Annotated in this window: 29 protein-coding genes; 9 read left to right on the forward strand and 20 right to left on the reverse strand. The window is 56.1% G+C overall.

Annotated elements, in window-relative coordinates:
- Nucleotides 1-5 precede the first annotated feature (5 nt).
- Nucleotides 6-659 carry a GntR family transcriptional regulator gene (locus tag JYE49_RS11665; RefSeq protein ID WP_093957317.1) on the reverse strand — a complete coding sequence of 218 codons (654 nt, stop codon included), beginning with the start codon at nucleotides 657-659 and terminating at the stop codon, nucleotides 6-8.
- 224 nt (nucleotides 660-883) lie between these two features.
- On the opposite strand from JYE49_RS11665, the gene JYE49_RS11670 reads away from it, so the two are divergent.
- The 6 genes from JYE49_RS11670 (at nucleotide 884) to JYE49_RS11695 (ending at nucleotide 6,422) form a co-directional block, all read left to right on the forward strand.
- On the forward strand, nucleotides 884-2,143 hold the full coding sequence (locus JYE49_RS11670) for a 3-isopropylmalate dehydratase large subunit (protein ID WP_093957316.1): 1,260 nt from the start codon (nucleotides 884-886) through the stop codon (nucleotides 2,141-2,143).
- 16 nt (nucleotides 2,144-2,159) lie between these two features.
- A complete protein-coding gene (locus tag JYE49_RS11675) occupies nucleotides 2,160-2,660 on the forward strand; it encodes a LeuD/DmdB family oxidoreductase small subunit (RefSeq protein WP_093957315.1) in 501 nt (166 codons plus the stop codon).
- 111 nt (nucleotides 2,661-2,771) lie between these two features.
- On the forward strand, nucleotides 2,772-3,941 hold the full coding sequence (locus JYE49_RS11680) for an NAD(P)-dependent malic enzyme (RefSeq protein ID WP_093957314.1): 1,170 nt from the start codon (nucleotides 2,772-2,774) through the stop codon (nucleotides 3,939-3,941).
- A 42-nt stretch (nucleotides 3,942-3,983) separates the two neighbouring features.
- Nucleotides 3,984-5,405, forward strand: coding sequence for a 2-hydroxycarboxylate transporter family protein (locus JYE49_RS11685; protein WP_283399384.1), 1,422 nt, complete (start codon nucleotides 3,984-3,986; stop codon nucleotides 5,403-5,405).
- Between the two features lie 97 nt (nucleotides 5,406-5,502).
- Entirely contained in the window at nucleotides 5,503-6,129 is a 627-nt protein-coding gene (locus JYE49_RS11690; protein WP_093957312.1) for a hypothetical protein, read from the forward strand.
- Complete coding sequence (locus JYE49_RS11695) at nucleotides 6,126-6,422, forward strand: Dabb family protein (protein WP_093957311.1); 297 nt, start codon at nucleotides 6,126-6,128, stop codon at nucleotides 6,420-6,422. Before JYE49_RS11690 ends, JYE49_RS11695 begins: the two co-directional genes overlap by 4 nt.
- A gap of 182 nt (nucleotides 6,423-6,604) precedes the next feature.
- Here the strand turns inward: JYE49_RS11695 and rpsR are convergent, their stop codons facing one another.
- The 4 genes from rpsR to JYE49_RS11715 are packed head-to-tail and all read right to left on the reverse strand — an operon-like array spanning nucleotide 6,605 to nucleotide 7,937.
- Entirely contained in the window at nucleotides 6,605-6,862 is a 258-nt protein-coding gene (gene rpsR, locus JYE49_RS11700; protein ID WP_093957310.1) for a 30S ribosomal protein S18, read from the reverse strand.
- 24 nt (nucleotides 6,863-6,886) lie between these two features.
- Nucleotides 6,887-7,318: a single-stranded DNA-binding protein gene (locus JYE49_RS11705; RefSeq protein WP_093957309.1), complete on the reverse strand. Its 432-nt coding sequence runs from the start codon at nucleotides 7,316-7,318 to the stop codon at nucleotides 6,887-6,889.
- A gap of 20 nt (nucleotides 7,319-7,338) precedes the next feature.
- The gene (gene rpsF / locus JYE49_RS11710) at nucleotides 7,339-7,761 is read right to left on the reverse strand and encodes a 30S ribosomal protein S6 (protein WP_283399383.1); all 423 of its coding nucleotides are present in this window, start codon (nucleotides 7,759-7,761) and stop codon (nucleotides 7,339-7,341) included.
- Nucleotides 7,758-7,937: a hypothetical protein gene (locus tag JYE49_RS11715; RefSeq protein WP_093957308.1), complete on the reverse strand. Its 180-nt coding sequence runs from the start codon at nucleotides 7,935-7,937 to the stop codon at nucleotides 7,758-7,760. Before JYE49_RS11715 ends, rpsF begins: the two co-directional genes overlap by 4 nt.
- Nucleotides 7,938-7,978: 41 nt before the next feature.
- Between JYE49_RS11715 and JYE49_RS11720 the strand changes: the two genes are divergently transcribed.
- Entirely contained in the window at nucleotides 7,979-8,737 is a 759-nt protein-coding gene (locus JYE49_RS11720) for a TraX family protein (protein ID WP_093957307.1), read from the forward strand.
- Between the two features lie 150 nt (nucleotides 8,738-8,887).
- Here JYE49_RS11720 and JYE49_RS11725 read toward each other — a convergent pair whose 3' ends face one another.
- The 4 genes from JYE49_RS11725 to JYE49_RS11740 form a co-directional block, all read right to left on the reverse strand.
- A complete protein-coding gene (locus tag JYE49_RS11725) occupies nucleotides 8,888-10,246 on the reverse strand; it encodes an Orn/Lys/Arg family decarboxylase (RefSeq protein ID WP_283399382.1) in 1,359 nt (452 codons plus the stop codon).
- Nucleotides 10,209-11,606: a thioether cross-link-forming SCIFF peptide maturase gene (gene scfB, locus JYE49_RS11730; RefSeq protein WP_093957305.1), complete on the reverse strand. Its 1,398-nt coding sequence runs from the start codon at nucleotides 11,604-11,606 to the stop codon at nucleotides 10,209-10,211. Before scfB ends, JYE49_RS11725 begins: the two co-directional genes overlap by 38 nt.
- Nucleotides 11,607-11,666: 60 nt before the next feature.
- Nucleotides 11,667-11,819 (reverse strand): six-cysteine ranthipeptide SCIFF, encoded by a 153-nt coding sequence (gene scfA, locus JYE49_RS11735; RefSeq protein WP_093957568.1) that lies wholly within the window; start codon nucleotides 11,817-11,819, stop codon nucleotides 11,667-11,669.
- Nucleotides 11,820-11,915: 96 nt separating this feature from the next.
- The gene (locus tag JYE49_RS11740) at nucleotides 11,916-13,880 is read right to left on the reverse strand and encodes a clostripain-related cysteine peptidase (RefSeq protein WP_093957304.1); all 1,965 of its coding nucleotides are present in this window, start codon (nucleotides 13,878-13,880) and stop codon (nucleotides 11,916-11,918) included.
- A gap of 220 nt (nucleotides 13,881-14,100) precedes the next feature.
- Between JYE49_RS11740 and JYE49_RS11745 the strand changes: the two genes are divergently transcribed.
- Entirely contained in the window at nucleotides 14,101-14,625 is a 525-nt protein-coding gene (locus tag JYE49_RS11745; protein WP_093957303.1) for a hypothetical protein, read from the forward strand.
- Nucleotides 14,626-14,691: 66 nt separating this feature from the next.
- On the opposite strand, the gene JYE49_RS11750 is transcribed toward JYE49_RS11745, so the two are convergent.
- From JYE49_RS11750 to JYE49_RS11790, 9 genes are all read right to left on the reverse strand, one after another.
- On the reverse strand, nucleotides 14,692-15,156 hold the full coding sequence (locus JYE49_RS11750; RefSeq protein ID WP_143754495.1) for a DUF6773 family protein: 465 nt from the start codon (nucleotides 15,154-15,156) through the stop codon (nucleotides 14,692-14,694).
- Nucleotides 15,140-15,352 carry a helix-turn-helix transcriptional regulator gene (locus JYE49_RS11755; protein ID WP_093957567.1) on the reverse strand — a complete coding sequence of 71 codons (213 nt, stop codon included), beginning with the start codon at nucleotides 15,350-15,352 and terminating at the stop codon, nucleotides 15,140-15,142. Before JYE49_RS11755 ends, JYE49_RS11750 begins: the two co-directional genes overlap by 17 nt.
- A gap of 140 nt (nucleotides 15,353-15,492) precedes the next feature.
- On the reverse strand, nucleotides 15,493-18,528 hold the full coding sequence (gene lacZ, locus JYE49_RS11760) for a beta-galactosidase, LacZ type (RefSeq protein ID WP_093957301.1): 3,036 nt from the start codon (nucleotides 18,526-18,528) through the stop codon (nucleotides 15,493-15,495).
- Between the two features lie 73 nt (nucleotides 18,529-18,601).
- Nucleotides 18,602-18,922 carry a hypothetical protein gene (locus tag JYE49_RS11765; RefSeq protein ID WP_093957300.1) on the reverse strand — a complete coding sequence of 107 codons (321 nt, stop codon included), beginning with the start codon at nucleotides 18,920-18,922 and terminating at the stop codon, nucleotides 18,602-18,604.
- Nucleotides 18,923-18,926: 4 nt separating this feature from the next.
- Entirely contained in the window at nucleotides 18,927-19,310 is a 384-nt protein-coding gene (locus JYE49_RS11770) for a hypothetical protein (protein ID WP_143754494.1), read from the reverse strand.
- Between the two features lie 87 nt (nucleotides 19,311-19,397).
- Nucleotides 19,398-20,237 (reverse strand): HAD family hydrolase, encoded by an 840-nt coding sequence (locus JYE49_RS11775; RefSeq protein ID WP_093957298.1) that lies wholly within the window; start codon nucleotides 20,235-20,237, stop codon nucleotides 19,398-19,400.
- Nucleotides 20,238-20,260: 23 nt separating this feature from the next.
- Nucleotides 20,261-20,797 (reverse strand): NUDIX hydrolase, encoded by a 537-nt coding sequence (locus JYE49_RS11780; protein ID WP_093957297.1) that lies wholly within the window; start codon nucleotides 20,795-20,797, stop codon nucleotides 20,261-20,263.
- A 33-nt stretch (nucleotides 20,798-20,830) separates the two neighbouring features.
- Nucleotides 20,831-21,643, reverse strand: a complete 813-nt coding sequence (locus JYE49_RS11785) for a hypothetical protein (protein WP_093957296.1) — start codon at nucleotides 21,641-21,643, stop codon at nucleotides 20,831-20,833.
- A complete protein-coding gene (locus tag JYE49_RS11790; RefSeq protein ID WP_093957295.1) occupies nucleotides 21,640-22,236 on the reverse strand; it encodes an RNA polymerase sigma factor in 597 nt (198 codons plus the stop codon). Before JYE49_RS11790 ends, JYE49_RS11785 begins: the two co-directional genes overlap by 4 nt.
- A gap of 175 nt (nucleotides 22,237-22,411) precedes the next feature.
- Here JYE49_RS11790 and recO point away from each other — a divergent pair, with 175 nt between their 5' ends.
- Nucleotides 22,412-23,143 (forward strand): DNA repair protein RecO, encoded by a 732-nt coding sequence (gene recO / locus JYE49_RS11795; RefSeq protein ID WP_093957294.1) that lies wholly within the window; start codon nucleotides 22,412-22,414, stop codon nucleotides 23,141-23,143.
- 39 nt (nucleotides 23,144-23,182) lie between these two features.
- Here the strand turns inward: recO and JYE49_RS11800 are convergent, their stop codons facing one another.
- Together JYE49_RS11800 and JYE49_RS11805 are read right to left on the reverse strand one after the other, a co-directional pair.
- Complete coding sequence (locus JYE49_RS11800) at nucleotides 23,183-24,106, reverse strand: alpha-hydroxy-acid oxidizing protein (RefSeq protein ID WP_283399381.1); 924 nt, start codon at nucleotides 24,104-24,106, stop codon at nucleotides 23,183-23,185.
- 93 nt (nucleotides 24,107-24,199) lie between these two features.
- A complete protein-coding gene (locus tag JYE49_RS11805) occupies nucleotides 24,200-26,845 on the reverse strand; it encodes an ABC transporter ATP-binding protein/permease (protein ID WP_093957292.1) in 2,646 nt (881 codons plus the stop codon).
- Between the last annotated feature and the right edge of the window lie 113 nt (nucleotides 26,846-26,958).

Raw genomic sequence — 26,958 nt, forward strand, 5'->3', positions numbered from 1 at the left:
TTCTGTCACTCCTTCTCAGTCTCCGGATAGAAGGCCAGCATATTGGCCATGCTTCGGGTGATATGCAGTTCCATAGCCCGGCGGGCCTCCTCAGCCATGCCGTCCCGGATAAACTGCAGAATCGAGATATGTTCAAACGTGGAATTCCGGTAGTGTTCCAGGATGTCCTCCGCACTGCCCGCTACACTGGGGCCATTCCAGATCTCCATCAGGTACTTCTGCAGCTGGTGATTGCCCGCTGCCGTCCAGATAGCGGTATGGATATCCTGGTTCAGGAGCTCATAGGCACTCCGGCTCACCTCCGTAATATGATCACGGAGATCATACAGCCGTTCCAGAAGACGTCCTGTTTCCATCCCGTTACCAGCCGCTCTGGCCACCGCCTCCGATTCCAGCAGGCGGCGCATTTCAAAAATATCCCGGACAAACTTACGGTCAATGGTATTGACCACAGCGCCCCGGTTCATCCGCAGGGTGATCAATCCTTCCGACTCCAGTTCCTGAAAAGCTTCGCGGACAGGTGTACGGCTGACGCCCAGCTGGGCCGCCACGTCCGTCAGGCTCAGTTCATCCCCGCTTTTGTACTCTCCCGCATAAATTGCTTTCCGAAGTTCTGAAGCAATCCGCACCCTGATCGGCATCAACGACAGCTGATTCATAAGCCCTCCAATAATCGTATACGATATACCAATTAAATTATATCCACTCCTTTTCTTTTTTGCAAGGGAAAACCTTCATTATTCTTAATAATATATAATTAATAGGAAAAGTGTTGACAATAATCCTGCTTCATGTTACCCTTGTCGTGGTTAAATCGTATACGATATACGATATACGTTTTACGATTAAACATGAAAAGATGATATCAAAGGAGGAATGACCCATGCACGCTATTGAGAAGATCCTCGCCCGGAACAGCGGACGGGAAAGCGTCCGCACCGGTGAGATTGTGACCGCCAAGGTGGACTTTGCTGAGATCAACGACCTATACCTGCAGACCGTCTATTCCTTTTATGAAATGGGCGGCGAAAAAGTCTGGGACCGGGAGCGCTGTGCTTTCGTGTTCGACCATTACGCCCCCTGCCCCGATGTAAAGAGCGCCTCCAACCACAGGGAAATGCGGGAGTTCGCACAGAAGAACGACCTGCGCTTCCATTTTGATACCAATTGCGGCGTCTGCCACCAGGTAATGCCGGAAGCCGGCGTGATCTATCCGGGGATGATCGTGGTCGCAACGGATTCCCACACCACGACCCATGGTGCCTTCGGCGCAATGGGAACCGGCTGCGGCGCCACGGATATGGCCACAATCCTGATGACCGGTGAACTGTGGTTCCGTGTGCCTGAGATTATTGAGGTCCGGCTGGAAGGAGAAGCCCCAAAGGGTGTCTATCCCAAGGATGTGATCCTGGCCGTACTCGGAAAAATCCGGGCGGACGGCGCGGTCTACAAAGCAATCGACTTTACCGGCAGCTACGTGGAAAAACTGAATGTAGCCGGCCGCATGACCATCTGCAACATGGCGGTAGAAATGGGCGCCAAAACCGCCTATATGCAGCCCAACCAGGACGTTCTCGACTACGTCTCCGCCCGGGCGGTTCGTCCCTTCGAGGTGCAGTATACCGATCCGGGATATGAGTACGCGGAAACGCATGTGTTTGACGTCTCCCGGCTGGAACCGGAACTGGCCTGCCCCCACAGCGTGGAAAATGTTCATCCTCTGAGCGAAGTCATCTCAGAAAAAGAAGTGAAACTGGATCAGGGATACATCGGCTCCTGCACCGGCGGGCGTGAAGAGGATATCGCCGCTGCCGCCGGGATCCTGAAAGGAAAGCATATCGCGCCGTACACCCGGCTGATCATCGTTCCCGCCTCCAATGAAGTGCTGGAAAAGTGTATTCAGGAAGGCTATATCCAGGACCTGATGAAGGCCGGTGCCACCATTACCGCTCCGGGCTGTGCTGCCTGTCTTGGTGTACACGAGGGGATTCTCGCCCCCGGCGAGGTCTGCATCACCAGCACCAACCGGAATTTCCCCGGACGCATGGGTTCCAAGGAAGCCAGTCTCTACCTGGCCTCCCCGGCTGCCGTGGCCGCCAGCCTGCTGAATGGAAAAATCACCGACCCAAGGCCTTATCTGTAAGAAGGAGGATAATGTGATGGAAACGAAACTGACAGGTAAAATCATCGTCGTGGGCGACAATATTGATACAGACCAGATCTATCCCGGCTGTTACCTGGCATTGACAGATCCCAAAGAGATTGGCAGCCACTGTCTCGAAGGAGTCAGCAAAGAAATCGCTCCTTCCTTTCCGCAGGGCGGCATTGTTGTTGCCGGACGGAATTTTGGCTGCGGTTCCAGCCGGGAACATGCACCGATTGCCCTCCTGGCCATGGGCGCCAAAGCCGTGCTGGCAGATTCCTTCGCCCGGATCTTTTTCCGCAACGCGGTAAACCTGGGTTTGCTGCCGGTCATCTGCAAAGGCATCAGCAGTCACACAGCCGCAGGACAGACAATCACGCTCGATCTGGAGCAGGGAACCGTCACCGTGGCAGAAACCGGAGAAAGCTATCCCTGCGAACAGCTGGGCGAGCAGGCCATGATGATCCTGGAAGCCGGCGGTATCAAACCTTTAATGAGGGCACGTTTCCGGAAATGATTTTTTCAACGGGAGCCTTCATTTGCATGCCATATTTGGTCTTGTTATTTTCCGATTTCTCCATTATAATGAATACAACCAAAAAACATTTTTTATAAGGAGGGCATCCCTTTGAATTACGCTGAGGAGTCCCTGCGTCTGCATGGCGAATGGCAGGGTAAAATTGAAGTTGTTTCCCGTGTTCCCGTAAAAACCAAAGACGATCTTTCCCTTGCCTACACGCCCGGCGTTGCCCAGCCCTGTCTGGAAATCCAGAAGGATTACGACAAGTCCTTCACGCTGACGCGCAGGCATAATCTGGTTGCCGTGATTACAGACGGTACCGCGGTGCTCGGCCTGGGCGATATCGGCCCGGAAGCCGGTATGCCCGTGATGGAAGGCAAATGTGCCCTGTTCAAGGCCTTCGGCGACGTGGACGCTTTCCCGATCTGTATCCGCAGCAAGGATGTGGACGAGATCGTACGGACCATCTACCTGATTTCCGGCAGCTTCGGCGGCATCAACCTGGAGGACATTGCCGCACCCCGCTGCTTCGAGATTGAACGCCGGCTGAAGGAGCTGTGCGATATTCCCGTGTTCCATGACGACCAGCACGGTACAGCCGTGGTTGTGGGTGCTGCCCTGATCAACGCCCTGAAAGTGGTCAAAAAGGACATCGGCGAAGCGAAAGTCGTGATCAACGGCGCCGGCAGCGCAGGCATTGCCATCGGCAAGCACCTGCTGAACCTGGGCGTGAAGCATATGAAGATGGTGGACCGCTTCGGTATCCTGTGCGAGGGTGAACAGATGAATCCCGCCCAGGAAGCCATGGCGAAGATCACCAATCCGGAGAAGTTCTCCGGCAAGCTGGCGGACGCGATGAAGGGCGCGGATGTGTTCATCGGCGTCAGCGCGCCGCACATCGTCAGCCAGGATATGGTCCGCTCCATGGCCGAAGGCCCGATCATCTTCCCGATGGCCAACCCCACCCCGGAAATTGAGCCGGACGAAGCCCTGGCCGCCGGAGCCGCCGTGGTCGGCACCGGCCGGAGCGATCACCCCAACCAGATCAACAACGTGATGTGTTTCCCCGGCCTGTTCCGCGGCGCACTGGACGTCCGTGCCACAGACATCAACGAGGAAATGAAGATGGCCGCTTCCCTGGCCCTGGCCGGACTGGTGTCGGACGAAGAGCTGAAATCCGACTACATTCTCCCCCTGGCCTTTGACAAACGGATCGGACCCGCCGTGGCAGCGGCGGTTGCGAAGGCAGCACGCAACAGCGGCGTTGCCAGGATTTAACCCCGGTTTCGGTTTCCCAATACGATTGAAGGAGGAATGTCTGTGACTACCGCACCCAAGGAGAAAAAACCGTTCCAGCTGTTTGGCATGAAATGGTACTATTTTGCCATATTTGCCGCCATTGTATTGATTACCCTGTATGTGCCGATCAACATCAAAGGTGACGATGTGGGTGTAAAAACCAACCTGCCCGGCGCTATGCTCGGTTGCTTTTCGCTGATGATTCTACTCGGTGCCATCTTCAATGAAATCGGCAACCGGACACCAATTGTCAAAGACTATCTGGGTGGCGGCGCCATCGTATGTATTTTTGCTGCCAGCATCATGGTATATTTTCAATTGTTCCCGACATCCCTGGTGCTTGCAACGCCCCATGAAGGTAAAGCAACGGAAATCAGTGGGAGCATGTATACCTTCTTTGCTTCAACCGGTGGTTTCCTGGATTGGTATATTGCCGCATTGATCTGCGGTTCTATCCTGGGCATGAACAAAAAACTGCTGATGAAAGCATCAGCTCGTTACCTACCTGCAATCCTGGGCGGTGTCGCCGTAGCGTTCGGACTGGTTGCTCTGATGGGTCTGATCATCGGATACGGTGCCAAAGAAGCGCTGATCTTTATCGGCCTTCCGATCATGGGCGGCGGAATGGGCGCAGGTGCTGTACCGCTCTCCAAGATCTTTGATTCAGGATCCACGCTTTCTGCCGCAGAAGCATTGGCCAGAATGGTTCCTGCTGTAGCAATCGGCAATCTGTTTGCGATTGTAACGGCCGGCCTGTTACCCAAAATTGTCAAGGGTAAAGGATGGAACGGCCAGGGTGCTTTGCTGGTGAACAAGTCCAATGATCCGCATGAGTATGATCTAAGCGAGGAAGAAGTAGCTAAACGCGAAAAGATCGATCTAAAGCGTTTGGGCATCGGACTGTTTGTCAGCGGCGCATTCTTCTGCCTGGGCATTATCATCAACAAGTTCTTCAACATGATCCTGCCGAATGGTCAATTCCTGCCCAAGATCCATTCCTATGCATGGATGATCATTTCCGTAGCTTTGTGTAAGGTGTTCGGATGGCTGGATGATGATTGTGAAATTGGCTGTTACCAGTGGTTCCAATTTATTTCCAAGAACCTGACACCCATGCTCCTTATCGGTATCGGTGCCTGCTATGTACCGCTGCAAGATGTGATTTCCCAGTTTACGCTCACGTATGTGGTGCTGTGTCTGGTGACAGTTCTCGGTGCAGTAATCGGTTCCGGATTAATCGGAAAACTGGTGGGCTTCTATCCAGTGGAATCAGCAATCACCGCAGGCCTGTGCATGGCCAACATGGGTGGCACAGGCGACGTGGCGTGTCTGTCTGCTGCGGATCGCATGGAACTGATGCCTTTCGCGCAGATCTCCAGCCGGATCGGCGGTGCAATCATCCTGCTGATCTCCTCCGTTCTTCTTTCACTGATTCATGTCTGACGGGCATTTTATCTCGTTTTCCGGGTGCCAGCCTGGTTTTCCGGCTGGCACCCTTTTTGAAAACAATTCGAAACATCATAATCTCGGAGGAAACCATATGCCTGAACAATACATCTGTAAGAAATGCGGAAATGGAGGAGCCACTGATTATCCGATTGTGGCCTTTCGCACCATGACGGTGCGCAGCGGAAGAAAAATTCAGAAGTATCAGGCGATGGGTGAAGTGCTGAACATCAGCCTGTGTTCATCCTGTATCGATGCATGGATTGCAACACGCAGAGAACCGAAGCATCAGCTCATGAAGGCGCTGAAATATCCGATACTACTGGCTGTATTGGCTGTGGCTGTGCATTTTCTGGGACAAAACGATCTTGTCCGTTGGGTGATGTGTGCACTGTTCGGCGGATTTGCATTGGCCATTGCTGTTTCGGAAATTAAACGGATTCGCAGAGAAACAACAGAAATCCGGGCAGGCAACGGAAACTTCACTCGGGATCATATGATTGAAGAACTTGCAGCCTCCCTGCTGCCCGCGAAACATGCGGATGCCCATTTATCCTATGTTCTACGCGCACGAGTCATGGATGCAAAACAGCATGGACAGATCAACAGAGAATATGGTATCAGCAAAAAGAAACTGGCACAGGTACGGCAATACCTAATGACAACGCCGGAAAACACAGTGAAAGCTTGGAAAACAATAAACAAAGGAGAAAACCAATGATCCGTCACATCGTCATGTTCAAAATCAAGGATGAATTCAAGGATGAGATTCCCCAGCTGGTCAAAAACTTCTACGGCATGAAGGGGAAAATCGAAGGCATGGTCAGCCTGGAAGCCGGCGCCGACTTCCTGCACAGCGAGCGTTCCTATGACCTGGCCCTGATTACCGAGTTTGAGACCCGGGAGGCCTTCGACGCCTACCAGACCCATCCGGTGCATCTGCCCGTAAAAAAGCGGATGCACGAGGTACGCAGCGCCTCCGTCGCCTGTGACTATGAGATCAGGGATCTCTGATCCCTGATCAATGCACAATGCATAGTGTTTTACACCTGAAGCAAAACAGCACGACAAGCAAAACGATCGTGCTGTTTTTTTGTCAAAGCCGCCTGAACAAACCAGCATAATTATGAATTGTGAATTATGAATTATGAATTAAAAAAACTGTTCCGGTTTCCGGAGCAGTTTTCTGATACATCTTATTCCACCGTGTAGGGCATCAAGGCGATGGCACGTGCGCGCTTGATGGCCTCGCTCAGCTGACGCTGATGCTTGGCGCAGTTGCCGCTCATCCGGCGGGGCAGAATCTTGCCGCGCTCATTGGTGAAGCGGCGCAGGCGGTTGATATCCTTGTAATCGATGTATTCAATCTTGTCAACGCAGAAGCTGCAAACCTTCCGGCGGGGACGACGTCCTCCGCGGGGGCGCGGTCTTCTTTCGCCACGTTCTTCAGACATTGGCTTTATCCTCCTTTTCGAGCGTTAGAACGGCAGCTCATCGGTTTCCACAGCAGTGAAACCGGCTGCCTGGGAATCAGCAGAGGGAGCTTCGGGAGCAGCGGAAGCAGCATAGCCGCCGGCTTCTCCGTCATTCCGGGAAGAAAGGAATTCCACTTCATCAGCCGTTACTTCCAGGCTGGCACGGGTGGTGCCGTCGTTGCCTGTAAAGGTACGGACGCTGACCGGTCCGATAACGCAGACCTTGCGGCCCTTCGCCAGATACTTGGCGCAGAGTTCTCCGCGCTCACGCCAGGCAGTCACGCGGAAGAAATCCGCTTCAGGCTGTCCGCCCTGAGCATCACGGCGCTGTCTGCGGTTTACCGCAACGGTAAAGTCACAAACGTTCACACCGGTAGTGGTGGTACGCAGTTCAGGATCACGGGTCAGGTTTCCGATGATTGTCAGCTTATTCATGTTTCCCTCTCCTCTCAGACTTACTCTGCATCAGCAGCGGGAGCTTCTTCTGCAGCAACTGCAGGAGCGGCTTCCTCAGCAACGGGAGCTTCATCCACAGGAGCGGCAACGGGAGCCGGCCTTTCGGCACGGGGCTTCACCGAAGAACGCTTCTCGACCAGCTTGATCACGAGATAACGGAGAACGTTCTCGTTGATCTGCAGGTTACGCTCGAGCTCGCGGGGCAGTTCGACCGGTGCATTGAAGTTCACCAGCACGTACCAGCCTTCGGTCTTGTAGTCGATCGCATAGGCCAGGCGGCGCTTGCCCCATGTTTCATCGACTTTCTCGATCTCACCACCGTTGTTAGTGATCAGCGCGGAAACCTTCTCAATCAGTTCCTTACGGGCGGCTTCCTCCAGATCAGCGTCGATGATGTAGATCATTTCATACCTGTTCATCATTCTTTCACCTCCTCACGGACTTTTGGCGCTGCTTTCTGCAGCGCAAGGATGTGCCAGATACGGATTATATCAAAGAAATCAACGGTTGGCAAGCTTTTTTTATTGCTTTTTTCAGTTCTTCCGGAGGCCTGTCCCGAAACCACAAAACGTGGTATAATCCTTGTATTCTGTTCCATATGTAGTAGCCGGAGAGCAATCCCCGCAGGAGGATATTTTCATGGAGACTTCCGTTTTATCCAGGTCCAGGAAGCCGGCAGGCAATACCGCAACCACCTGGCTGAAAATCATCGCCCTGGTGTTCATGTTCATCGACCATGCCGGCAAGATGTGCTTCCCCGCCGTGCCGGAGATGCGGATCCTGGGCCGGATTGCCTTTCCAATTTATGCCTGGTGCATGATTGTCGGTTTTCACTATACCCGCAGCGTACCGAAGTACCTGCTGCGTATCCTGATTACAGGCCTTGTTTCCCAGCCGCTGTACATGATTGCCCTGAATCACACCTGGAGGCAGCCTAACATCTTCCTTACGCTGTTCCTGGGTCTCTGTGCCCTGTGGGGCATCCGGGAGAAAAAATACCTGAGCCAGATCTGGGCGCCTGTGGCCGCAATGGCGCTGGCCATCTTCCTGGGCGCGGACTACGGCTGGCGGGGCGTGCTGCTGTTCATCATACTCTATGCGGTACAGGAAAGCCGTCCGGGCATTGCCGCGGTCATGGTTTCCTATTTCCTCTTCTGGGGATCTTCCTACAGCATCACGAAGAGCCTGTTCGGCCTTCCCATCAACATGGACGCGCTTCCGGCCGTCCTCTCCCAGCCGCTGTCCGCCTTCCTGCGGATGGAAACCTACGCGCTGCTCGCCCTGCCGTTCATCCTGATTCCCTTCAAAAAGGATCTGAAGCTTCCCCGCTGGATCGGCTACGCCCTGTATCCCGCCCACCTGGCGGCGTTATACGCATTGGAGCAGATCATGAAATGATCTGCTCCAATGCGTAATTCACAATTCATAATTCATAATTCACAATTACAGTTTCTTTTTTCTTGTGCTCTTTTTTCGATTAAAAAGGCAGTGTGTTTGTCATCAGCACTGCCACAAAGTAAATAATCATTATGAATTATGAATTGTGAATTATGAATTGACTACAACATCACACTCTGTGATGTTGTAGTACTTCATGCATTCCGCGGCCTGCTCCGTAATTCTTTCTCCCGCGATGATTACTGGGACCGCGGGCGGGCAGCTGACACAGGCATCCGCAAGCACCCGGCCGACAGCCAGGCTCACCGGCAGGGTTTCCCGCGGGGAGAACATGGCCTCCCGGATCGACAGGACCTTCTCCGGCACCGGCAGTTCCGGCGGGGTTTCCTTCACATGCTTCCTGCGCGGAATTCCCCGCAGGGCGGAAAGCAGCCGTTCCAGGTCTCCCTCCGGCGTATCCGCGGAAGGCATCATCACCAGGTATTCCCGGTCGGCAAACTCGCATTCAATACCGTGATCCCGCAGCATGTCATGCAGTTCCTCCCCGGTATATCCCCGATCAGCCGTACACAGCGTCAGCTTCATCGGTTCATCCCCGGCCAGCATCCAGCCCTCCTCGCAGAGGGTCTTTTTCAGTGCCTTCAGTTTTTCCGTCATCCGGCGCAGGCGCACCGGATAATCTCCTGCCAGCTCCCGGTTCATCCGGTCCAGGGACTGCAGGATCAGCCAGGAAGGACTTGTGGAAGCGAACAGGGACATCGCCTGTTCTGCCTTTTCCACCCAGTCTTCCGGAGCGTTCGCGGACAGATGCAGATAAGCCGCGCCCGTCAGGCAGGACAGGGTCTTATGGGCCGAATCACAGCAGGCGTCTGCCCCGAGGGTAATCGGATGGCTGTCCTCCGGCAGGAATTTCAGGTAAGCGCCATGGGCATTGTCCACCAGCAGAGGTACCCCGTGACGGTGACAGACCTCCGCGGCCTCCCGCAGGTCCACCCGCCTTCCCAGGTAGTCCGGGGAAGTCAGGTAAACCGCCATATACTGTTTCTGTTCCAGTGCCCGATCCAGAATCTCCGCAGAAACGGCACAGGAAAGCAGGTCTTCTCCCGGAGCTGGCAGCAGCCAGTCCACGTCCAGGTCCAGCAGTGCCGCGGCGGTCATCAGGGTATGATGGGCATTCCGCCCGGCCAGCAGTCGTGCGGGAATTCCCTTTTGTTTCGCGGAAAGCAGCGCCAGGTACAGCATTCCCCGGATACAGAGGGAAGATCCCTCCGCGGAATAAACCGTACGGGCGGTTCCGAACAGGGAGGCGGCATTCTCCTCGCTCCGGCGGATGATCCCCTCGGAGCGGTACAGCACGTCCGCTCCTCCGATCTCCGTCAGATCGAATGCCTCCGGGCCGGTCAGCGTCTTTCCTTTATGTCCCGGCATATGCATACGCACGGGATCGGATTCCGCGTACTCCCGGACAAAATCACAGATCGGCGTTTCCATCCTGTTGTTCCTCAGCATCTGCCTGCAAGGCAGCCTGCAGCATGATCGCGCATTCCATCCGCTTGCGGAACAGCTCGCAGCCGTATTTGTACACGCCCCGGACAGAACCGGTCGCGTGATACGCATTGGCCGCGCAGCCTCCGGAGCAGTAAAGCTTGGCCCAGCAGTCCCGGCACTCTTCCCGGGCATACACATTGCAGGAAGCGAACTCCTGCTGTACAGCGGTGTTGGTCACGCCCTGCCAGACGTCGCCCAGGCGGAAGGCTTCCTCTCCGACAAACTGATGGCAGGGATACAGATCGCCCCAGGGGGTCACTGCCATATATTCCGTACCGGATCCGCAGCCGGAGATCCGCTTGTAGATGCACGGGCCGCCGGAAAGATCCAGCATGTAGTGGTAGAAAGTAAAGGGCCTGCCTTCCCGCTTCCGCTGGAGCATCAGCCGGGCCAGGTCCTCGTACTGCTGCAGCACAACAGGCAGGTCCTCCTGCGTCAGGGCTGCGGGATCATTTTCCGCGCAGACCACAGGTTCCATGCTCAGCTCCGTGAAGCCCAGATCCAGCATGGTCTGGATATCCTTCAGGAAATCCGGATTCGCGTGGGTAAAGGTACCCCGCATATAATAGTTCTTGCCTTCCCGGGCTTTAACCAGCTTCTGGAACTTCGGCACGATCCGGTCCCAGCTGCCGTTTCCGGCATAGTCCACCCGGCAGCGGTCGTGGATTTCCTTCCGTCCGTCCAGGCTGAGCACCACGTTGCTCATTTCCCGGTTGGCGAAGTCAATGACGTCATCGTCAATCAGCATGCCGTTGGTCGTCAGGGTGAAGCGGAAGTTCTTGTTCTTTTCCTTCTCGATGCTGCGGGCATAAGCCACCAGCTGCTTCACCACGTCAAAATTCATCAGCGGCTCGCCGCCGAAGAAGTCCACCTCCAGGTTGCGCCGGGTGCCGGAATGAGCCACCAGGAAATCCAGGGCCTGTTTGCCGACCTCGTAAGACATGACAGCCCGGTCTCCGTGATACTTGCCCTGGCTGGCAAAGCAGTAGGCACAGTTCAGGTTGCAGGTGTGCGCGACGTGAAGGCACAGGGCCTTGACCACGCCGGCGGTTTTCTGCTTCAGTTCTCCGGCCATAGGTTCAAACACGTCCGGTGAGAACAGGGTTCCCTGTTCTTTCAGGGCTGTGATCTGATCCCAGCACTCCCCGATCTCCGCGGGATCCTCCCCGAAGCGCGCGGCCATTTCCGCGACGATCTCCTCCCGGGATTTCTCCTCATAGCAGCCGATGATCTCATAGGCGATCTCATCCACCACATGCACAGACCCGGAGCAGGTGTCAATGACGATATACCAGTCGTCCAGATGATAACGATGAATCATTTTCTTTCTCCGATAACATAAAATGCCGCCGAAAGGCGGCATAAGTGATAACCCGGTTAATTACTTCGCGCTCTTCTTGTTCTCGCACTGCTGATTGGCAATACCGCAGCTGGTCTTGCAGGCGGACTGGCAGGACGTCTGGCATTCGCCGCAGCCGCCCTTCTTGGCGCTTTCACACAGATTACGGGTATTCAGAGTCTTAATATGTTTCATGATTAATTCCTCCATTCCACAGACTTCAATAGGCATTTTAACACAAACCTCCGCATTGCGTCAATCGTACCCTTTATAAGGTTTGCAGGGTTTCGATTACAGCACGAAGGAGATCATGTCGCTCATGGTGTCTTCGCCGAAGATATCATTGAAGATGAAACAGAAAAGCATTTCGTGTTCTTCCTCTTCGTCGCTCAGATCCTCATAGGCGACGGTCATGCCGTCCTGCCAGATGATCTTGTCGCCTTCGAACTCGGCTTCCTGCAGTTCTTCCTCATCTTCGGAAGCATAGTACATGGTGTAGACCGGGATGATCTCATCACCGGGCTTCAGCCGGGTGGTTGTACGGATCGGCAGGCCGTTCTCGTCATAACCGGCGTTGGCGCCGACGATCCGGCCTTCCGTGCCGCCCGCCGGGAATACCACCACCAGATAGGTGTATTCTCCGTTCAGCTTCACCGGGATCAGGCTGCGGCGGCTGTGTTCATTGCTCGTCTGGTCATACAGCGGCACCGGCTGTCCGCCGAAGACCGGCCAGGTTCCGTCATACAGGCTGATCACCGTACCGGACTCCCAGTCGATCAGGTTGTTCTGCATCAGGCCGAAGTCCACATAGCATTCCATTTCGTCATCGCTCATGTCCATGAGCAGCATACCTTCCACATAGTCCAGGTATGCCAGGTCTTCCTGGGAAACCACAGCGGTGAAACCTTCATCGCTGTCGCCGATGCTGTATTCTTCCGCCTCATAGTCCTCTGTGTAGCATTCTTCTTCATCATCCCACAGCATGCCGCCGAAGAGCCAGGAGGTGGAGGAAACAAACGAATCGGAGAATTCCATATCATCCGTGATCTGGCAGGCGGAAGAAGTGCTGATGTGATAGCTTCCGCCCTGCAGCTGATCCACATAACCGTTGACGAAGTCCACCCAGTTCGGGATCACGTCGGACAGGTCAAAACCATCCTTATACTCGTCAAAGGATTCCGTCGTATCCTGGGGAATCAGGATGGACAGGCCGGAGCAGGTGCCCAGGTTGGCCGTCTGATTGCTCAGGATCACCGCCTCGGAGAGGCTGCGCTTCACGTTAGCCGCGGTTTCGGAGTCGAACTGGGCATAGGCATCCAGGGCGGTACCCAGGTCCACCATGTCCCAGCTGCCATCCGCAAAGGAACCAAAGGTATACATACGGCTGCGGCCGCGGCGGATCGCGGAAATGTTCCCGCTGTCGATCTGGCCGGACATCACAGAGGCAAACTGCTCCATGCGGGTTTCCAGCGCGCTCATTTTCGACAGGTCCACCGCGCTGAGCGTCAGGTAATCATCCGGATCATTCTTCAGGCCCTCATCCATGTAGCTTTCGATAATGGCGCCGCACAGATCCGTATCTGACAGATCGGGATCATTCTTCAGCAGATCCAGCCAGGCAGTATAGTACCAGCCCGTGCCGGGTTCCAGTTCCTCGCTGGCGACATAGTATCCGATATCATGATGGGAAAGCATGGCCGCCATTTCATAGGTAGCCATCATGCAGGCGTCGCAGCCGAAAATATTGATATGATAACCCGGAACCGACTGATCCAGCGTGTTCAGCACACTGTTGATCTCCGCAATCGTCAGGCCGTCGTCATCCGCGGTTTCGTCAAAACATACGCCGCCCTCGGAACCGGCGCCATGATCCCACAGCACCACGATGGTCCTGTCCGCGGGATATTCCGTCAGGCCGTAGCGCAGGAACTCTTCCAGGCTGTCAGGGTCACCCATGGATCCTTTTCCCCAATCGTCCAGTGACTCAAAGTAACCGTCCCGGATCACCGCCAGCGTCCGGCGGTTGCCCTTCAGGTCTTCCAGGTCCCACTCCTTCGCGCCGCCGGCCAGCACAACCACGTTGATCGCGTCTCCGGCTTCCACCTCGGCCATCTCCACCAGGTCCTCACAGCCCGCGTCCTGCAGGTCTGTTCCGCACATATAAACCAGCAGGGTGGTTGTTTTTCCTTCAGCCTGGGCACAACCCAGGGCAAAAAACAGCACAAGTAACAAAACAGCGCCTATGATCTTTTTCATGTCTACCAGATCCTTTCAGACATACAATCCGTCACGCATTATATACAAAGGATCCACGGCCGGTCAATAGGATAATGGCAAAGATTGTGTAAACGTTTGTAGAAAACGTGGTTTTATTTGCATATTTCGATTTTTTCTGTATAATAAACAAGGTTTGTGTCGTCATAGAACGAACATCATCAAAAAGATCAGGGGCTCCCCCTGAGAGAAGAGGTGCTTTATGAAAAAGCTGTTTGCCCTTGCACTGGCCCTGTGCCTGCTGTGCTCCTTTGCCCTGGCGGAAGAAGAAATCCCCACCCTCAACTGGGCCGATGTTGAAGATCAGGTTAAGGAATCCGGCTCCTTCCAGCAGGTTGCGTTCCAGGATGTGGCCACCCTGCTGTACTGGGTTCCCAACAACATGGCCGCTATCGATGTCAACCAGATCCAGGCCGACCCTGCTCCGGTTGCCGTGTTTGCCACTGAGGACGGCAATTACTCTATCTCCGTCTTCGCGCTGATCATCCCCAGCCTGGAAGAGTATCTGAACGGTCTTTCCGCCAATGGTACCGCCAATTTCAAGAACGTTACCATTAACGGCATTGACTGCGTCGCCTGCGAAAACGAAGCCAAGAACTGCGATATCCTCATCGTTCCGATTACCGACACTTCTGTGCTGGTTTACAACTTCATGCCCCTGAACGGCGACGATGGCTGGGATGCCACCAAGGTTGCTATCATCTCCTCCATCCAGGTGGCTCAGTAATTAAAGTTTATCCGTTAACAGAAGAAGCACGGCGCAGGCCGTGCTTCTTTTTGTATCCGAATCAGCTTACTCTTCCCCGACGTCATCCAGTTTGGAACGCCTTTTCTCATACAGCACCTTGAGTACTTCCAGGACAACAAAGCAGACAATATAAGTCCCAACCGCAAACGCAACAGCGATCAGGATATCGTTTGTGCCGATATCCTTTTTCTGGATGAGTTTAATCACATTCAGCACGCCGATGATTGCCGCGGGAATAATGCTGACAGCGGCATTCCTCTTCCTGGTCGGCGTGGCACTTCTTGTCCACAGGCCGTTTTTCAGGGAAGTGGCCAGCACATAGGCGCCGCCAATCAGCAGGACAATCAGTTCCCCCGCGACCTGCCGGATGGATCCGCCCAGCAGCAGCTGGACGACAACCGCAAGCGCCAGGCCCCAGAAAAGAATCCAGTAGCCGTATTCTTCCATCTTCAGCATCTTCTGATCCTGCATTTCATCCAGGGCATTATTGCCATTATGCTTCATCTTCATTCTCCTCTCCGAATAAATCATCAAGACTCTTCCCAAGGACACGGCAGATTGCGCGGCAAAGACGGATGGTCGGATTAAACTCCCCCTGTTCAATCGCGTTCATCGTCTGCCGGGAAATGCCGACAGCCTCCGCAAGGGCCTTCTGGGTCATATCCTTTTCAGCCCGGGCGGCTTTGATTTTCAGGTTTCGTGCGATTGGAACCCCCTCCCTTCGATAGCAGATTAACATAAACGCGACTCTGTGTCAAGTATATATTACATATATTTATTTATACACGACACATCAATATAAAAAAGAAGCACGGCGCTGGCCATGCTTCTTTTTATCAATCCATATCAGATTCCCTTGAATGAGAATTCAAAGCGGAGCGGCCTGGATACATCCAGCAGGTATTCCGGATGGGTGCGTGCACCCCAGCTGTCATCACCGGCGATCCCCATCTGCCGTGTGCTCAGCTTCAGCACCGTATAGTTCACCGGCGGCAGTTCATAGCCATGGGCCGCGTTCTCGATCTCATGGGGTGTCCAGGGCAGGGCGGAGAATTCTCCTCCGTTCAGCCACAGCTTCAGGCCCTGTCCCTTCGCGTCCGTAACCTCCGCCCAGCGGACGCCGGTCCGGTTGCCGCATTCCTGGGGAAGCAGATAGGGCGTCAGGTTTTCCTCCGCGCGGTAGTCCCAGATACCAAGGCGGGCACCTTCCCGCCGGTCAATATAGTTTTCCTCCGGTCCGAGGCCGTAGAAGCGCACCCGGCCGCAGTCCGCGCTGAGCTTCGTGATCATGCCGAACTCCGGCATTTCACCCAGTTCCTTCACCGGATCATAGTCCATGCGCACATCCACCCGGCCGCAGGGGCGAACCCGGTAGGTGACCGCGCAGGACGCTGCGGGCTTTGTGGGCAGATCATAGGTCATGGTAAAGGTCACGCTGCCATCCGCTTCCTGCTGCGGGCGTACGGCAGCATTCTTCTTTGACGTTTCCGGATCAAAGCCCGCCGTGCAGTACTGGGAAGCGATCTTCCACTGGGCATAGCGCTGCGGCATACGGTTGCCGTAGTCGTTATTGGTGGGAGCCCGCCAGAAGTTGGGCAGCAGCGGTCCCTTCAAATATTCTGTATCACCCCAGCGGTAGGAGGTCAGCGCGCCGGTAAGCCGGGAGAACTGAACGCTGAAATGATCGCCGCGCACGGTGATATTCCACGGGCTGTTCATGAAGAAGAGTTCCCCGCTCAGGTGCTGACATGTATGTTCCTTTTCCTCCACGGACCAGACGCCCTGGCCGAAGGCGGTCTCAAAGCCTTCCGAAGCCCAGGGTTTATCCTCCCGCAGGCGGAAGGATACTGTCACGGTATACTCACCCGGCTCAGTCTGTTTACCGAAGGGCAGCGGATACACCGCGGAAGAGAGCGGCGCCACGTTGGTTTCAATCTCCCGGCGGGCGATTTCCTTCCCGTCCCGGGCCAGCACTGCCACACAGCGGAAGGCCGCGGTGGAGGTAAACATATGCCGGTTGATGACTTCCATTTTTTCCGCGTCAGGCCGGACCACAATATCCTGATAGTTATATTTTACTTCCTGCAGTTTCGGGGTTTCCCGGCCGTCCGCGAAGACGATGCCGTTGCCGCAGAAGATCCCGTCCGTCGGCCGGTCATCCCAGTCGCCGCCGTAGGTGAGCGTTTCCTTTCCGAAACGGTCCCGCATGACCAGGCCCTGGTCAATAAAGTCCCAGATAAAGCCGCCCTGATACAGTTCCTCTTCGTATGCCAGCTCCGTATATTTGTGCATGGCGCCGTTGGAGTTGCCCATGGAATGGGTATACTCGCAGAGGATGAAGGGCTTTTCCCGATGCTCCTTCAGGTATGCGCGGACCTTGTGGGCGGGGGTATACATCTCCGTCTCAATATCGGTGATTTCCCGGAGCCGCAGGGCCGGATCAAAGAAGTCCACCTGATGGTCGCCTTCGTAATGCACGGGGCGGGTGGGATCCAGCCGTTTGAACTCCCGGCTCATGGCCAGGATCACGGGACCGGTCAGGCTTTCATTGCCGCAGGACCAGATGATGACGCTGGGATGGTTCCGGTCCCGTTCCGTAACGGAGCGGATCCGATCCAGGAGCATCGGCTCCCACGCCTTCTGCGCACCGGGGAACATCTGGTCGATTTTGATATAACCCTGCCAGAGCATGTCCCACATGCCGTGGCTTTCCATGTTGTTTTCATCAATGATATACAGGCCCAGCTCATCACACAGCCGGTAAAGCATGCTGGCATTCGGATAATGGCTGGTACGGATTGCGTTGATGTTGTTCCGCTTCATGGTCAGCAGATCCCGGCGAACCTTCTCCTCCGTGACTGCCCGGCCGGTTTCACCGCAGAAGTCATGACGGTTGACACCCTTGAACACCACGCGGACGCCATTGACCCGGATGATGCTGTCCCGGATCTCAATCTTCCGGAAGCCCACCTTCTGGACGGCGGTTTCCTCCGTTCCGTCCGGAGCAGTCAGCGTCAGCCGCAGTTCATAGAGATACGGATCCTCCGCGGACCAGAGACGGATCCTGTCCGCCGTGAGGCTTCCTTCCGATTCCATCCGGCCGGAGACTTCCCCGCGGCCCTCTGCGAGCACTTCATCCCCGTCCTTCAGGCAGACGGCCAGGCGGGTTCCCGCGGGGGTTTCCGTCTTTGCCTGCCAGCGCAGGATGCCGTTGGTAAAGGTTTCATCCGGCTCCGCGACAATCTTCAGGTCCCACACATGGACGGAGGAGACCGCGTAGAGATACACATCCCGGAAGATACCGGAAAAGCGCAGGAAATCCTGGTCCTCCAGCCAGCTGCCGGAGCACCAGCGGTATACCCGGCAGGCCAGCTTGTTTTCCCCGTCCCGAAGGGCGTCTGTAAGTTCAAACTCATGGGGCGTAAAGCTGTCCGAGGAGAAACCGATATAGGTTCCGTTCAGCCACAAGGCCACGCAGCTCTCCACGCCCTGGAAGGAGATAAAGACCCGCTTGCCCCGCATGTCCTCCGGCAGGCGGAAATACTTCACATAGCAGGCAACGGGATTAAAGTTTTCCGGTAGTTCTCCGGGCCGGATATCCGCCAGCCCGTCCCAGGGATATTCCGTATTGGCATACTGGGGCGTTCCCCAGCCCTCCAGCTGGATATGGGCAGGCACATGGATATCACCCCAGCCGTGGCAGTCCAGCTCCGGCTGTTCAAAGCCCGGAATCACCTGGCTGGGATTCACGGCATGGGCAAACTTCCACAGGCCGTTCAGGCACAGCCGGTATGCAGGCTCGACCGCGTGATCGGAATGCGCGTCCAGTCTGTTTTCACGAAAAAAATCCGGATCCCTGAGCCTGTTTTCATCAAAGAACATAAAGCAAAGCCTCTCTTCATTCTGATAAAAACAATATATCACAGGACCCGGTTTTTTCCAATAACGAAACGTTTTATGCCTTTCTGTACTTCTGCAGGATACGGTGATAGCCGACCAGCAGGCCGATTGTGATCACGGGCGTTCCAAGGCCGAACCACAGGATGCCCGAATCATGCAGCGCCGGGATCAGCAGCGGAACGTACAGCAGCTCAAACAGCAGCGCGTAGACAAACCACAGTATCCCCACGGAGCGGTTGTATGCCCGGACGTCCGTCACCTCCGGCGGCTTTACACCGGTATAAAACCCCACGGCTTTCTCCGACCGCCAGCACCAGATACCGATTCCCAGCAGCAGAAGACTCACAGCACTCCAGATCACAAAACCGGCAATCATATCCTCACTCCTGGTCCGCCGGCTGTCCGGCTTCCTCCCGGATTCCGGTGAACAGCTCATCCACCACCGCCTGGGCGTCCGTCAGCTTTTCATACATGACGTAGAACCTGCCCCGGTCCAGCATGGGACCGACCTTGATGGCCATCCCCGCGCCCATGACGTCCTTCCTCAGGTACGGGATTCCATCCTGCTTCAGCACATCCTCCAGGATACCGGAGGATACATAATCCTGCTCCGTCAGGAAGCACAGGTCTCCGGGTTCAGGCTCCCGGACCTGGCTGTGCCAGCAGACAGGGCATTTTTCTTCTTCAAAAATCCGCTTGCATTTCTCGCAGTACATCACTTTATCCCTTTCTCCGCCCTTTCGGCCGGTTTGGCATCTTTCCATGCTGATCATACCTCTATGAACAGCCATGAATACAGGACGCATTCAGAAAAATAGGAACCGGTATTTTCCTTCCGGTTCCTCTTACAGTCAGTTTCCTTTTGCCGCCGCGCCCCGGGTTTCCAGGAAGCGCGCCACCGCGTCCTCGTCGTTGCGGCCGATGACCCCGGTCGCGATCCCTTTCAGTTCCTCCAGCGCGTTATCCACCGCATAGGCTTCATCCGCAGCCCGGAACATAGGCAGGTCATTGACGGAATCCCCGAAAACAACCACCTTCTGAAAGCCATATCGTTCCTTCATCTTCAGGATTGCCTTGGCCTTGGTGCAGTTCCTCGGGCAGATCTCCACCCAGTACTCCTCCCAGTAGGTATCCTTCTGGAAAATGCATTCCCAGCCGGAGTACTGCCGGACCCGTTCATAGATCGGCGCCATCTTTTCCTTGTCATCGATCAGGGTAACGTAGCCAGGCTGGCCGAAAAACAGATCATCCACTGTGTCCGCCCGCTTCATCAGGGGATCGTTCCTGTAGTACTCCAGGTATTTTTCAAAGCCTGGCGTATGCTCTCCGGGCATGAAGGTTTTAAACATTTTCTCCCCGGAAAAGCAGGAGACAAAGCCCAGACGGGGCAGCTCCGGCAGCATTTCCTTCAGGAGCTTCACCTCTTCTTCCGTGAAGAGGGCCTTTTCCAGATGCTTTCCGGTTTGATTGTCCGCCAGCACCGCGCCGTTCCGGGTGATGACCGGCAGGGACAGCCGCAGGTCGCCGGTAATGGTTCGCGCGCTCTCCACGGAACGGGCTGTGGCGTAGGTAAACGCGAGGCCCTGTTCCACCAGCCGGTTGATCACCGAAACAGTATACGCGGACAGGGTTCCGCTGCTCCGCATCAGGGTTCCGTCCAGGTCAGTAACGTACAGTGTGCTTTTATCCATATTCCCTCTTATCTGTTCAGTGATCAGGCTCCCGTTGTATCCCGCCGGGTATGCGCGCCACGGTGGTTCCGCTGGAAGAAGAGCAGGTCAATCAGTCCCTTGTCATAGGGAATAAACTGCCCGTCGTCAATCATCTGCATAATCTCATCCCGGGTGGCCCAACGCACCGCCTGTACTTCCTCATACTGCAGGTGCAGGGTCGACAGATCCACCTCCTGTGTCAGCAGGTAATAATCATCAAAACCGTGCTCCCAGTGCAGTGTCAGAGAAGGGCGGACTTCAGAAAGATCAATCTCCAGGCCCAGCTCTTCCCGGGTCTCCCGTTCCGCCGCCGACCGGCTGTCATCCCCGGCAATGGCGCTTCCGCCCACCGTAATGTCCCACATATTGGACCAGCCGTGCTTGAAGGGCTGGCGCTGCTGGATCAGCATCCGGCCTTCACTGTCAAAAATGCAGATATGCACCACGATCCGGTAGCAGTCCTCCGGTACCGGCTCGCCGCGCACCATTGTCCGTCCGTTTTTTACCCGGTCTTTGGTATACAGGTCAAACAGTTCCATGGTCTGTGTATTCTCCTTGTGTGTCAGAATCGATCAGTTGCTCTTATGTTTTTTCCGTCGGTTGAGAAGCAGGGCAGCCACAGCCGGTACCGCCAGCACCGCCAGGTATGGCAGCGCAGACAGCAGAAAATCGCCCATATCCGTGAAAAATTCCCCTGCCTGCTGCAGCAGTCCGGACTGTTCAGTTGTCTCCGGTTCATCCGCCGTTCCCGCTTCTTCCGGTTCGGGAACCGGTTCCGCAGTGGGCATGGATGTCGCTGCCGGTACAGGCATCGGTTCCTCCGCAGCCTCCGCCGCTTCATATACAGCGTCTTCCTCTACAGCAGCTCCCATAGCCATGGCCGGTGCTTCATTGACCTCCGCCTCATACGACTTGGTATCCGCGGCCGCCGCGTCAGACGCAACCGCCATGGGAATGCTTGCGGAAAGCGGCATGTTCCCGGCATCCCTGTCCGGATCACAGGCTTCGGATTCTGCCTCTTCCTCTGCCGCTTCCTCCACGGCTGTAACAGCCATCTCCGTCATGACCGCCGCTTCCTTCTTTTCTGCGCTCATGGCCGGCCTCATGGTGCCTTTTGTGTTCCGGTACAGCAGCGTGCCGCCGATCAGGAACACAAACATTGCGGCAACGCTGAGGATTCTTGTCCAGCGGACGATGGATACCGGTTTCTTTTCTTCCGTTTCTTCGGCCGCAGGAGCGGCCTGTTTGGCTTCAGTCCGGATGGCACTCATCCAGTTGTCATGGAAGCTCGCGGGCATGGGCGGAACATCCTCCGCCATCTGATCCAGCAGGGCGTCCAGTTCCGGATCATTCTGAAGCATCTTTTCCGTGTCTGTCTGTTTCATGACCGCGACCTCCTTTCATCTATTTTGACGTTCCCCGGCGGAGAAAGTTCCCTTTCTCCCGACAGGATTTCTTTCAGTCTTGCTTTTGCCCGGTTGACCCTGCTTTTGATCGTGCCCTCCGATACCCCGAGAAGTTTGGCCGCCTCCTCATAGGGTACCTTTTCCAGCTGGGTCATGATCAGCGCCTCCCGCTGATCCTCCGGCAGAAGTGTGATTGCCTCCCGCAGGCGCTTTTGCTCATCCGCGGCGACCACCTGTTCCTCCGTTCCCGGTGAAGGATCCGCCGGATCAAAGCCCTGTTCCTGCATCGGTTCCATCGACACGCTCTTGTCCCGCTTTTTCTTTCGCAGGTAATCCATGCAGCAGTTGGCCGCAATCCGGTATACCCAGCTTTCCAGGGCACAGTCACCCCGGTAGCTGTCCAGGCTCCGCCAGATCCGGATCATGGTTTCCTGGCCGCAGTCTTCCGCGCTTTCCCGGTTGCCCGTATAGTGCCAGCAGATCCGCCAGATCAGCTGTTCCAACGGCGTGATCAGCTGTTCAAACGCTTCCGGATCACCGTGCTGCGCCTTGCGAAGCAGCAGTTCGTCCATGGTGATGATCTGTCTCCTTTCTCCTCCTGCCTCCGCAGGAGGAACTCTTCACTCTACACTCTTCACTTAACACTCTTCACAACAGCCCGTTCGCTTGCATTCAACTGTCCCATATGATAGCATAGCTTTAGGAAATACGCCAACCTGCAAACAGGCCCGGAACGCTGAGGATACCATGATTCAGACAGAAAATACCGCCATCGTGCTGCGGCATGTGAACTACCGGGACAATGACCGGATGGTCACCCTTCTTTCCCCTTCCCGGGGTCGGATTGACGCCATCATCCGGAACTGCCGCAAGCCCAAATCCCACAACCTGAACTCCGGCGAGCTGTTCGCGCTGGGGGATTATATGCTGCACGAAAACGGCGGACATATCACGGTAACCTCCGTCAAGCTGATTGAAACCTTCTACCCCCTGCGGAACGACTACGACCGGTTGACCTGCGGCATCTGGCTGCTGAACCTGGCGGAAGCCGTGGCGGAACCCGAGCAGGAACAGCAGGAGCTGTTTATGCTGCTGCTTCACACCCTGTCCCGGCTCACCTTTTCCGACCAGGAATGGAAGCCGCTGCTGGCCGGATTCCTGCTTCACTTTGCCGCCTGCCAGGGCTTCAAACCCCGGCTGAACCACTGCGTGTTCTGCGGAAAGAAGCCGGAGGAAAATGCCCCGCTTTTCTTCGACGCGGAAGAAGGCGGCATCTGCTGCGACAGCTGCCAAAGCCGCCGGGATCAGGCGCCCCTCTCTCCCGGGCAGATTCGCTGGATGCGGAAAGCGCTGACCACCGGCTCCGCCGCCTGGGTCAACACCCCGGAAGAAACCGCACCCTTCACCCTGTTGCGGGATTATACGGAGCGCCGGCTGGGCAGGCGCATCAAAAGCTCGGCCATGCTTCCCAAGGAATAAACAACGTCCCTGACCAAAGGTCAGAGACGTTTTCTTTTTTTATCCGTGCCTGTATCCGGCAGGCTCCCAGATCACAGACGGATCCATGTGCTTCAGGTTTTTCGTTCCGGTGCGGATCATCATCGCCTGCAGCTGGCCGTTCGCCTTCTGCAGGGCTTCTTTTACGCCTTCCGCTCCCTTGTCCTTCAGGGGACCCATCAGCGCCTTGCCCATGGTCACGGCGTCCGCGCCGCGGGCCAGCGCCTTGAAGGCGTCAAAACCGGTTTCAATCCCGCCGTCCGCAACCAGGAGCAGGTCGCTGCCCACCGCCTTCCGGATCTCCGGCAGGATCATTACCGGCGGTACAGCATACCGCATCAGGCCGTTATGATGGCTCAGCACCAGGCCGGCGGCCCCCAGGTCCCGGCAGCGCAGCGCGTCCGCCGCGCTCAGCGCACCTTTGATGAGGAAGGGCAGCTTTGTTGCCCGGATATATTTCTCCAGTTCCTCCAGAGTCGGCTGCTTCATCTGCAGGCCCATGACCACGGAATCCTCCGCATCCTCCACGTTGACCGCATGCTCCACATCCATACCGACTGCCAGGGCGCCGTGCTCCTCCGCGTATTCGATCCGGCTCATGATCTCCTTTTCATCCGCGTAGGGCTTGATGATCTTGATCACCTTTGCGCCGGTGGACAGGACTTTGCCCATCTCTTCATTGCCGCCCATCCCGATACTGACACAGGCGCCCGCCTCCTTCGCACCCTCCGCCATGGACGCCAGGTCCAGGTGGCTGAGCGCCGCGGTCATAAACGGCATGCTGAAGGTTTCTCCCAGGAACCGGAAGGTTGTGTCCGGCTTCACCGCGCCGACCACCCGGCTCTCCACAAGCAGGGAATCCATATACTCCCTCGCGATCTGTACAGAATCGCCCCTGGCTTCACTGAACATAACCTGTCCCTCCGTTTTCAATTCATAATTCATAATGATTAGTAACTTCCATCCTCTGGTTGGAGATCATACTGAACCACGGATATACCACATTAAATTCTGAATTCTGAATTCTGAATTTGCTTCTCACTCCGTGCGAAGCGCCACCACCGGATCTTTCCGGCTGGCAATCCGGGAAGGGATAATACCGGCGATCAGCGTCAGCAGCATGGAAATGGCTACCAGGATCACCCCGGCCATGGGCGGCAGGGCCGCAATATCCGGAATTCCCGTCAGACCGCTGAGGATGATGTTGGCAATCACAGTCAGTCCCAGCGTGACCAGGATACCGATCACGCCTGCCGCGAAGCCCACAATCAGCGTTTCCGCGTTGAAGACCCGGGAGACGTCCCGGCGGCTCGCGCCGATAGCCCGGAGGATACCGATCTCCTTGGTCCTCTCCAGCACGCTGATATAGGTGATGATACCGATCATGATGGAGGAGACTACCAGGGAGATGGCCACAAAGGCCACCAGCACATAGGAGATGGCATTCACGATGGTCGTTACGGAATCCATCATCAGTCCGACGTAATCCGTGTAGCGGACGGCATGCTCCTCACCCACCTGCGCGTTATAGGCCTCGATCTTTTCGGTGATCCGGTTCTTGGATTCAAAGTCCTTCGGATAAATATAGACGGAAGCCGGCTTGTCCGGATCGCTGATTCCCATCTTCTCCAGGTTCGCTTCCAGTGTGTTTCCGCTGATCATCATCACGCCCTGGCCCACAAACTGCTTCAGCAGGTCCTTGGTCAGGAAGGGCCGGTACTCCTTCGGGATCATGCCGGAAGGAATCAGTCCCCGGCTTTCCAGCATTTCCATGAAGTCTTCCACTTCCATGGAGTCCAGCAGGGACAGGGCGTCCTGGGCCACAGCGGAGAAGGGCTGGCCGGTAAAGACGTCCGTTTCCTGATTCGCCAGCTGCTCTCGGGCGATTTCGCTGTCCCGCACCTGGGCCAGCAGGTAATCCACCAGCTCCGTCCGGTAGCCAATGCCGCCGGATTCGGAAGTCAGGCCGCTCTTCGCGGGCTTCACAATACCCACGATCTTCAGCTCCATGGCTTCTTCCAGCTTCCGGGCCATATACTCCGCGTCCCCGGAGCTGTCCGTCCACAGCGTTCCCGACCGGGTATACACGTCCGTATTCAGCAGCATCCGGAAGCGCATATTCATGAGTTCCTCATAGGAGAACTCCAGGTCTTCCGTCTCGATAGCCACGCCGCGCATCAGCTGGTCAAACTGTTCCTTCAGCTCACTCTGGTCCCGGAGGCCAAGGGAGTACAGGGTATAGTCACTCAGTTCATTCCGGCTGTTCAGGACAATCACCACTTCGTCCTTCGCCTCCGGCAGGCGGCCGGCCAGCACAGCGTACTGGGACTTCAGCAGCTCGTCATTGTTCAGCAGGGGCGTGAACACGTTCATCCGGCGTGCGGTGGTATTCATCATCGTTTCCTGGATACCGGTTCCCGATCCCATCAGGCTCATCATATCCGCCATGCCGGAGGATTCCATGACCGTGGACGGGTTGACCTGGATGGGTATTTCCAGGTCCGTGCGGTACAGGAGCAGCGGGGTATTGTATTCATAGCTGATACCGGAAACATACCGCTCAATATCATTGGCGGGATCCTCCAGCCAGGCCTTGAAACCGGCCAGGTCGTTCTCCGTCACGCCGCTCATCCAGGAGCTCATCAGCTGGGTCATGCGGCTGCCGGAGTACACCTTGCCGTCCGCCCGGTCCTTACCCTCCAGGTCCAGATCCATGAGTCCCGCCACCGTGTCCGTCATGTCCACGGTACGCTCGTCTATCTGCAGCGGATAGGAGGACAGGGTATCCCGCTGTACCCGCTCAATATACCGGTTCACGCCGTTGGACAGGCTCAGGATCAGCGCGATACCGATGATGCCGATGGATCCGGCAAAGGCTGTCAGGATCGTCCGGCCTTTCTTGGTCATCAGGTTATTCAGGCTCAGGTTCAGGGCCGTCAGGAAGCCCATGGAAGTTTTCCGTTGGGAATCAGCGCCCTGTTCCGCCTCGCTGGTTCCGGTACGCTCGCCTTCCGCGGCGCTGTCGCTGACGATCTTGCCATCCAGCAGCTTGATAATCCGGGTGGCATACTGATCCGCCAGCTCCGGATTGTGGGTGACCATGATGACCAGCCGGTCTTTGGCCACCTGGCGCAGGATCTCCATAACCTGGAGACTGGTTTCGCTGTCCAGCGCGCCGGTGGGCTCGTCCGCCAGCAGGACTTCCGGATTGTTGACCAGCGCCCGGGCAATCGCCACCCGCTGCATCTGGCCGCCGCTGAGCTGGTTGGGCTTCTTCTTCAGCTGGTCCCCGAGGCCGACCTGTTCCAGCGCTTCCACCGCCCGGGTACGCCGCTCCTCCCGACTGACGCCGGAGAGGGTCAGGGCCAGTTCCACATTGGCCAGCACCGTCTGGTGCGGAATCAGGTTATAGCTCTGGAAAACAAAACCCACAGAATGGTTCCGGTAGGTATCCCAGTCCCGCTCCGTAAACTGCTTTGTGGACTTTCCGCGGATGATCAGATCCCCGGAAGTATACCGGTCCAGGCCGCCGATGATATTCAGCAGCGTGGTCTTGCCGCAGCCGGAAGGTCCCAGGATCGCGGCAAATTCACTCTCACCAAAGACCAGGTCAACGCCCCGGAGCGCTTCAACCTTCGCGTCTCCGGCGGCATAGTCCTTGACGATATTCTTTAAAACAAGCATATGATTCTCCCTGTTTGTTTCCGCATATCGGATTTCCGCCTCATCATATCATTCATTCCGTTTCCGGGCAACCCAACTGAAAAGCGCGCGTCCGGAAACGGGCGCGCGCGGTG

It is taken from the genome of Aristaeella hokkaidonensis (assembly GCF_018128945.1).
Classification (GTDB): Bacteria; Bacillota; Clostridia; order Christensenellales; family Aristaeellaceae; genus Aristaeella; species Aristaeella hokkaidonensis.

Bases quoted from the DNA above. Each gene is read 5' to 3' on its own strand.
- JYE49_RS11665 (WP_093957317.1), bottom strand. From the start codon at position 659: ATGAATCAGCTGTCGTTGATGCCGATCAGGGTGCGGATTGCTTCAGAA.
- JYE49_RS11670 (WP_093957316.1), top strand. From the start codon at position 884: ATGCACGCTATTGAGAAGATCCTCGCCCGGAACAGCGGACGGGAAAGC.
- JYE49_RS11675 (WP_093957315.1), top strand. From the start codon at position 2,160: ATGGAAACGAAACTGACAGGTAAAATCATCGTCGTGGGCGACAATATT.
- JYE49_RS11690 (WP_093957312.1), top strand. From the start codon at position 5,503: ATGCCTGAACAATACATCTGTAAGAAATGCGGAAATGGAGGAGCCACT.
- JYE49_RS11695 (WP_093957311.1), top strand. From the start codon at position 6,126: ATGATCCGTCACATCGTCATGTTCAAAATCAAGGATGAATTCAAGGAT.
- rpsR (WP_093957310.1), bottom strand. From the start codon at position 6,862: ATGTCTGAAGAACGTGGCGAAAGAAGACCGCGCCCCCGCGGAGGACGT.
- JYE49_RS11705 (WP_093957309.1), bottom strand. From the start codon at position 7,318: ATGAATAAGCTGACAATCATCGGAAACCTGACCCGTGATCCTGAACTG.
- rpsF (WP_283399383.1), bottom strand. From the start codon at position 7,761: ATGATGAACAGGTATGAAATGATCTACATCATCGACGCTGATCTGGAG.
- JYE49_RS11715 (WP_093957308.1), bottom strand. From the start codon at position 7,937: ATGGAACAGAATACAAGGATTATACCACGTTTTGTGGTTTCGGGACAG.
- JYE49_RS11720 (WP_093957307.1), top strand. From the start codon at position 7,979: ATGGAGACTTCCGTTTTATCCAGGTCCAGGAAGCCGGCAGGCAATACC.
- JYE49_RS11725 (WP_283399382.1), bottom strand. From the start codon at position 10,246: ATGCTGAGGAACAACAGGATGGAAACGCCGATCTGTGATTTTGTCCGG.
- scfB (WP_093957305.1), bottom strand. From the start codon at position 11,606: ATGATTCATCGTTATCATCTGGACGACTGGTATATCGTCATTGACACC.
- scfA (WP_093957568.1), bottom strand. From the start codon at position 11,819: ATGAAACATATTAAGACTCTGAATACCCGTAATCTGTGTGAAAGCGCC.
- JYE49_RS11740 (WP_093957304.1), bottom strand. From the start codon at position 13,880: ATGAAAAAGATCATAGGCGCTGTTTTGTTACTTGTGCTGTTTTTTGCC.
- JYE49_RS11745 (WP_093957303.1), top strand. From the start codon at position 14,101: ATGAAAAAGCTGTTTGCCCTTGCACTGGCCCTGTGCCTGCTGTGCTCC.
- JYE49_RS11750 (WP_143754495.1), bottom strand. From the start codon at position 15,156: ATGAAGATGAAGCATAATGGCAATAATGCCCTGGATGAAATGCAGGAT.
- lacZ (WP_093957301.1), bottom strand. From the start codon at position 18,528: ATGTTCTTTGATGAAAACAGGCTCAGGGATCCGGATTTTTTTCGTGAA.
- JYE49_RS11765 (WP_093957300.1), bottom strand. From the start codon at position 18,922: ATGATTGCCGGTTTTGTGATCTGGAGTGCTGTGAGTCTTCTGCTGCTG.
- JYE49_RS11770 (WP_143754494.1), bottom strand. From the start codon at position 19,310: ATGGAAAGATGCCAAACCGGCCGAAAGGGCGGAGAAAGGGATAAAGTG.
- JYE49_RS11775 (WP_093957298.1), bottom strand. From the start codon at position 20,237: ATGGATAAAAGCACACTGTACGTTACTGACCTGGACGGAACCCTGATG.
- JYE49_RS11780 (WP_093957297.1), bottom strand. From the start codon at position 20,797: ATGGAACTGTTTGACCTGTATACCAAAGACCGGGTAAAAAACGGACGG.
- JYE49_RS11785 (WP_093957296.1), bottom strand. From the start codon at position 21,643: ATGAAACAGACAGACACGGAAAAGATGCTTCAGAATGATCCGGAACTG.
- JYE49_RS11790 (WP_093957295.1), bottom strand. From the start codon at position 22,236: ATGGACGAACTGCTGCTTCGCAAGGCGCAGCACGGTGATCCGGAAGCG.
- recO (WP_093957294.1), top strand. From the start codon at position 22,412: ATGATTCAGACAGAAAATACCGCCATCGTGCTGCGGCATGTGAACTAC.
- JYE49_RS11800 (WP_283399381.1), bottom strand. From the start codon at position 24,106: ATGAATTATGAATTGAAAACGGAGGGACAGGTTATGTTCAGTGAAGCC.
- JYE49_RS11805 (WP_093957292.1), bottom strand. From the start codon at position 26,845: ATGCTTGTTTTAAAGAATATCGTCAAGGACTATGCCGCCGGAGACGCG.